This is a genomic window from Ercella succinigenes, assembly GCF_900002895.1.
Map to the genome: position 1 here is coordinate 1 of NZ_CDHP01000066.1, position 5,624 is coordinate 5,624.

9 protein-coding genes are annotated in these 5,624 nt (G+C 44.7%); all 9 read left to right on the plus strand.

The window, feature by feature from the left end; all coding sequences use genetic code 11:
- Positions 1–444 (plus strand): major capsid protein (locus tag AC0KSB_RS13940; protein WP_074413423.1); only part of this gene is annotated, 444 nt, incomplete at its 5' end.
- A gap of 65 nt (positions 445–509) precedes the next feature.
- Positions 510–1,082, plus strand: a complete 573-nt coding sequence (locus AC0KSB_RS13945) for a hypothetical protein (protein WP_472310343.1) — start codon at positions 510–512, stop codon at positions 1,080–1,082.
- An 8-nt stretch (positions 1,083–1,090) separates the two neighbouring features.
- Complete coding sequence (locus tag AC0KSB_RS13950) at positions 1,091–2,077, plus strand: Minor spike protein (RefSeq protein WP_000466547.1); 987 nt, start codon at positions 1,091–1,093, stop codon at positions 2,075–2,077.
- 63 nt (positions 2,078–2,140) lie between these two features.
- Positions 2,141–3,682 (plus strand): replication endonuclease, encoded by a 1,542-nt coding sequence (locus tag AC0KSB_RS13955; protein ID WP_000252566.1) that lies wholly within the window; start codon positions 2,141–2,143, stop codon positions 3,680–3,682.
- Positions 3,615–3,767: a hypothetical protein gene (locus tag AC0KSB_RS13960; protein WP_435988044.1), complete on the plus strand. Its 153-nt coding sequence runs from the start codon at positions 3,615–3,617 to the stop codon at positions 3,765–3,767. Before AC0KSB_RS13955 ends, AC0KSB_RS13960 begins: the two co-directional genes overlap by 68 nt.
- A complete protein-coding gene (locus tag AC0KSB_RS13965; RefSeq protein ID WP_016670801.1) occupies positions 3,700–3,939 on the plus strand; it encodes a phage DNA packaging protein C in 240 nt (79 codons plus the stop codon). The genes AC0KSB_RS13960 and AC0KSB_RS13965 overlap by 68 nt, the downstream gene beginning before the upstream one ends.
- On the plus strand, positions 3,936–4,394 hold the full coding sequence (locus AC0KSB_RS13970; RefSeq protein WP_000084700.1) for a scaffolding protein D: 459 nt from the start codon (positions 3,936–3,938) through the stop codon (positions 4,392–4,394). Before AC0KSB_RS13965 ends, AC0KSB_RS13970 begins: the two co-directional genes overlap by 4 nt.
- Entirely contained in the window at positions 4,394–4,510 is a 117-nt protein-coding gene (locus tag AC0KSB_RS13975; RefSeq protein ID WP_000033471.1) for a phage DNA packaging protein J, read from the plus strand. Before AC0KSB_RS13970 ends, AC0KSB_RS13975 begins: the two co-directional genes overlap by 1 nt.
- Before the next feature lie 36 nt (positions 4,511–4,546).
- Positions 4,547–5,624, plus strand: a 1,078-nt coding sequence (locus AC0KSB_RS13980) for a major capsid protein (RefSeq protein ID WP_472310356.1), incomplete at its 3' end; no start/stop codon positions are given.

Sequence of the window (5,624 nt, forward strand, 5' to 3'; positions counted from 1 at the left end):
CATGGCACTATGTTTACTCTTGCGCTTGTTCGTTTTCCGCCTACTGCGACTAAAGAGATTCAGTACCTTAACGCTAAAGGTGCTTTGACTTATACCGATATTGCTGGCGACCCTGTTTTGTATGGCAACTTGCCGCCGCGTGAAATTTCTATGAAGGATGTTTTCCGTTCTGGTGATTCGTCTAAGAAGTTTAAGATTGCTGAGGGTCAGTGGTATCGTTATGCGCCTTCGTATGTTTCTCCTGCTTATCACCTTCTTGAAGGCTTCCCATTCATTCAGGAACCGCCTTCTGGTGATTTGCAAGAACGCGTACTTATTCGCCACCATGATTATGACCAGTGTTTCCAGTCCGTTCAGTTGTTGCAGTGGAATAGTCAGGTTAAATTTAATGTGACCGTTTATCGCAATCTGCCGACCACTCGCGATTCAATCATGACTTCGTGATAAAAGATTGAGTGTGAGGTTATAACGCCGAAGCGGTAAAAATTTTAATTTTTGCCGCTGAGGGGTTGACCAAGCGAAGCGCGGTAGGTTTTCTGCTTAGGAGTTTAATCATGTTTCAGACTTTTATTTCTCGCCATAATTCAAACTTTTTTTCTGATAAGCTGGTTCTCACTTCTGTTACTCCAGCTTCTTCGGCACCTGTTTTACAGACACCTAAAGCTACATCGTCAACGTTATATTTTGATAGTTTGACGGTTAATGCTGGTAATGGTGGTTTTCTTCATTGCATTCAGATGGATACATCTGTCAACGCCGCTAATCAGGTTGTTTCTGTTGGTGCTGATATTGCTTTTGATGCCGACCCTAAATTTTTTGCCTGTTTGGTTCGCTTTGAGTCTTCTTCGGTTCCGACTACCCTCCCGACTGCCTATGATGTTTATCCTTTGGATGGTCGCCATGATGGTGGTTATTATACCGTCAAGGACTGTGTGACTATTGACGTCCTTCCCCGTACGCCGGGCAATAATGTTTATGTTGGTTTCATGGTTTGGTCTAACTTTACCGCTACTAAATGCCGCGGATTGGTTTCGCTGAATCAGGTTATTAAAGAGATTATTTGTCTCCAGCCACTTAAGTGAGGTGATTTATGTTTGGTGCTATTGCTGGCGGTATTGCTTCTGCTCTTGCTGGTGGCGCCATGTCTAAATTGTTTGGAGGCGGTCAAAAAGCCGCCTCCGGTGGCATTCAAGGTGATGTGCTTGCTACCGATAACAATACTGTAGGCATGGGTGATGCTGGTATTAAATCTGCCATTCAAGGCTCTAATGTTCCTAACCCTGATGAGGCCGTCCCTAGTTTTGTTTCTGGTGCTATGGCTAAAGCTGGTAAAGGACTTCTTGAAGGTACGTTGCAGGCTGGCACTTCTGCCGTTTCTGATAAGTTGCTTGATTTGGTTGGACTTGGTGGCAAGTCTGCCGCTGATAAAGGAAAGGATACTCGTGATTATCTTGCTGCTGCATTTCCTGAGCTTAATGCTTGGGAGCGTGCTGGTGCTGATGCTTCCTCTGCTGGTATGGTTGACGCCGGATTTGAGAATCAAAAAGAGCTTACTAAAATGCAACTGGACAATCAGAAAGAGATTGCCGAGATGCAAAATGAGACTCAAAAAGAGATTGCTGGCATTCAGTCGGCGACTTCACGCCAGAATACGAAAGACCAGGTATATGCACAAAATGAGATGCTTGCTTATCAACAGAAGGAGTCTACTGCTCGCGTTGCGTCTATTATGGAAAACACCAATCTTTCCAAGCAACAGCAGGTTTCCGAGATTATGCGCCAAATGCTTACTCAAGCTCAAACGGCTGGTCAGTATTTTACCAATGACCAAATCAAAGAAATGACTCGCAAGGTTAGTGCTGAGGTTGACTTAGTTCATCAGCAAACGCAGAATCAGCGGTATGGCTCTTCTCATATTGGCGCTACTGCAAAGGATATTTCTAATGTCGTCACTGATGCTGCTTCTGGTGTGGTTGATATTTTTCATGGTATTGATAAAGCTGTTGCCGATACTTGGAACAATTTCTGGAAAGACGGTAAAGCTGATGGTATTGGCTCTAATTTGTCTAGGAAATAACCGTCAGGATTGACACCCTCCCAATTGTATGTTTTCATGCCTCCAAATCTTGGAGGCTTTTTTATGGTTCGTTCTTATTACCCTTCTGAATGTCACGCTGATTATTTTGACTTTGAGCGTATCGAGGCTCTTAAACCTGCTATTGAGGCTTGTGGCATTTCTACTCTTTCTCAATCCCCAATGCTTGGCTTCCATAAGCAGATGGATAACCGCATCAAGCTCTTGGAAGAGATTCTGTCTTTTCGTATGCAGGGCGTTGAGTTCGATAATGGTGATATGTATGTTGACGGCCATAAGGCTGCTTCTGACGTTCGTGATGAGTTTGTATCTGTTACTGAGAAGTTAATGGATGAATTGGCACAATGCTACAATGTGCTCCCCCAACTTGATATTAATAACACTATAGACCACCGCCCCGAAGGGGACGAAAAATGGTTTTTAGAGAACGAGAAGACGGTTACGCAGTTTTGCCGCAAGCTGGCTGCTGAACGCCCTCTTAAGGATATTCGCGATGAGTATAATTACCCCAAAAAGAAAGGTATTAAGGATGAGTGTTCAAGATTGCTGGAGGCCTCCACTATGAAATCGCGTAGAGGCTTTGCTATTCAGCGTTTGATGAATGCAATGCGACAGGCTCATGCTGATGGTTGGTTTATCGTTTTTGACACTCTCACGTTGGCTGACGACCGATTAGAGGCGTTTTATGATAATCCCAATGCTTTGCGTGACTATTTTCGTGATATTGGTCGTATGGTTCTTGCTGCCGAGGGTCGCAAGGCTAATGATTCACACGCCGACTGCTATCAGTATTTTTGTGTGCCTGAGTATGGTACAGCTAATGGCCGTCTTCATTTCCATGCGGTGCACTTTATGCGGACACTTCCTACAGGTAGCGTTGACCCTAATTTTGGTCGTCGGGTACGCAATCGCCGCCAGTTAAATAGCTTGCAAAATACGTGGCCTTATGGTTACAGTATGCCCATCGCAGTTCGCTACACGCAGGACGCTTTTTCACGTTCTGGTTGGTTGTGGCCTGTTGATGCTAAAGGTGAGCCGCTTAAAGCTACCAGTTATATGGCTGTTGGTTTCTATGTGGCTAAATACGTTAACAAAAAGTCAGATATGGACCTTGCTGCTAAAGGTCTAGGAGCTAAAGAATGGAACAACTCACTAAAAACCAAGCTGTCGCTACTTCCCAAGAAGCTGTTCAGAATCAGAATGAGCCGCAACTTCGGGATGAAAATGCTCACAATGACAAATCTGTCCACGGAGTGCTTAATCCAACTTACCAAGCTGGGTTACGACGCGACGCCGTTCAACCAGATATTGAAGCAGAACGCAAAAAGAGAGATGAGATTGAGGCTGGGAAAAGTTACTGTAGCCGACGTTTTGGCGGCGCAACCTGTGACGACAAATCTGCTCAAATTTATGCGCGCTTCGATAAAAATGATTGGCGTATCCAACCTGCAGAGTTTTATCGCTTCCATGACGCAGAAGTTAACACTTTCGGATATTTCTGATGAGTCGAAAAATTATCTTGATAAAGCAGGAATTACTACTGCTTGTTTACGAATTAAATCGAAGTGGACTGCTGGCGGAAAATGAGAAAATTCGACCTATCCTTGCGCAGCTCGAGAAGCTCTTACTTTGCGACCTTTCGCCATCAACTAACGATTCTGTCAAAAACTGACGCGTTGGATGAGGAGAAGTGGCTTAATATGCTTGGCACGTTCGTCAAGGACTGGTTTAGATATGAGTCACATTTTGTTCATGGTAGAGATTCTCTTGTTGACATTTTAAAAGAGCGTGGATTACTATCTGAGTCCGATGCTGTTCAACCACTAATAGGTAAGAAATCATGAGTCAAGTTACTGAACAATCCGTACGTTTCCAGACCGCTTTGGCCTCTATTAAGCTCATTCAGGCTTCTGCCGTTTTGGATTTAACCGAAGATGATTTCGATTTTCTGACGAGTAACAAAGTTTGGATTGCTACTGACCGCTCTCGTGCTCGTCGCTGCGTTGAGGCTTGCGTTTATGGTACGCTGGACTTTGTAGGATACCCTCGCTTTCCTGCTCCTGTTGAGTTTATTGCTGCCGTCATTGCTTATTATGTTCATCCCGTCAACATTCAAACGGCCTGTCTCATCATGGAAGGCGCTGAATTTACGGAAAACATTATTAATGGCGTCGAGCGTCCGGTTAAAGCCGCTGAATTGTTCGCGTTTACCTTGCGTGTACGCGCAGGAAACACTGACGTTCTTACTGACGCAGAAGAAAACGTGCGTCAAAAATTACGTGCAGAAGGAGTGATGTAATGTCTAAAGGTAAAAAACGTTCTGGCGCTCGCCCTGGTCGTCCGCAGCCGTTGCGAGGTACTAAAGGCAAGCGTAAAGGCGCTCGTCTTTGGTATGTAGGTGGTCAACAATTTTAATTGCAGGGGCTTCGGCCCCTTACTTGAGGATAAATTATGTCTAATATTCAAACTGGCGCCGAGCGTATGCCGCATGACCTTTCCCATCTTGGCTTCCTTGCTGGTCAGATTGGTCGTCTTATTACCATTTCAACTACTCCGGTTATCGCTGGCGACTCCTTCGAGATGGACGCCGTTGGCGCTCTCCGTCTTTCTCCATTGCGTCGTGGCCTTGCTATTGACTCTACTGTAGACATTTTTACTTTTTATGTCCCTCATCGTCACGTTTATGGTGAACAGTGGATTAAGTTCATGAAGGATGGTGTTAATGCCACTCCTCTCCCGACTGTTAACACTACTGGTTATATTGACCATGCCGCTTTTCTTGGCACGATTAACCCTGATACCAATAAAATCCCTAAGCATTTGTTTCAGGGTTATTTGAATATCTATAACAACTATTTTAAAGCGCCGTGGATGCCTGACCGTACCGAGGCTAACCCTAATGAGCTTAATCAAGATGATGCTCGTTATGGTTTCCGTTGCTGCCATCTCAAAAACATTTGGACTGCTCCGCTTCCTCCTGAGACTGAGCTTTCTCGCCAAATGACGACTTCTACCACATCTATTGACATTATGGGTCTGCAAGCTGCTTATGCTAATTTGCATACTGACCAAGAACGTGATTACTTCATGCAGCGTTACCATGATGTTATTTCTTCATTTGGAGGTAAAACCTCTTATGACGCTGACAACCGTCCTTTACTTGTCATGCGCTCTAATCTCTGGGCATCTGGCTATGATGTTGATGGAACTGACCAAACGTCGTTAGGCCAGTTTTCTGGTCGTGTTCAACAGACCTATAAACATTCTGTGCCGCGTTTCTTTGTTCCTGAGCATGGCACTATGTTTACTCTTGCGCTTGTTCGTTTTCCGCCTACTGCGACTAAAGAGATTCAGTACCTTAACGCTAAAGGTGCTTTGACTTATACCGATATTGCTGGCGACCCTGTTTTGTATGGCAACTTGCCGCCGCGTGAAATTTCTATGAAGGATGTTTTCCGTTCTGGTGATTCGTCTAAGAAGTTTAAGATTGCTGAGGGTCAGTGGTATCGTTATGCGCCTTCGTATGTTT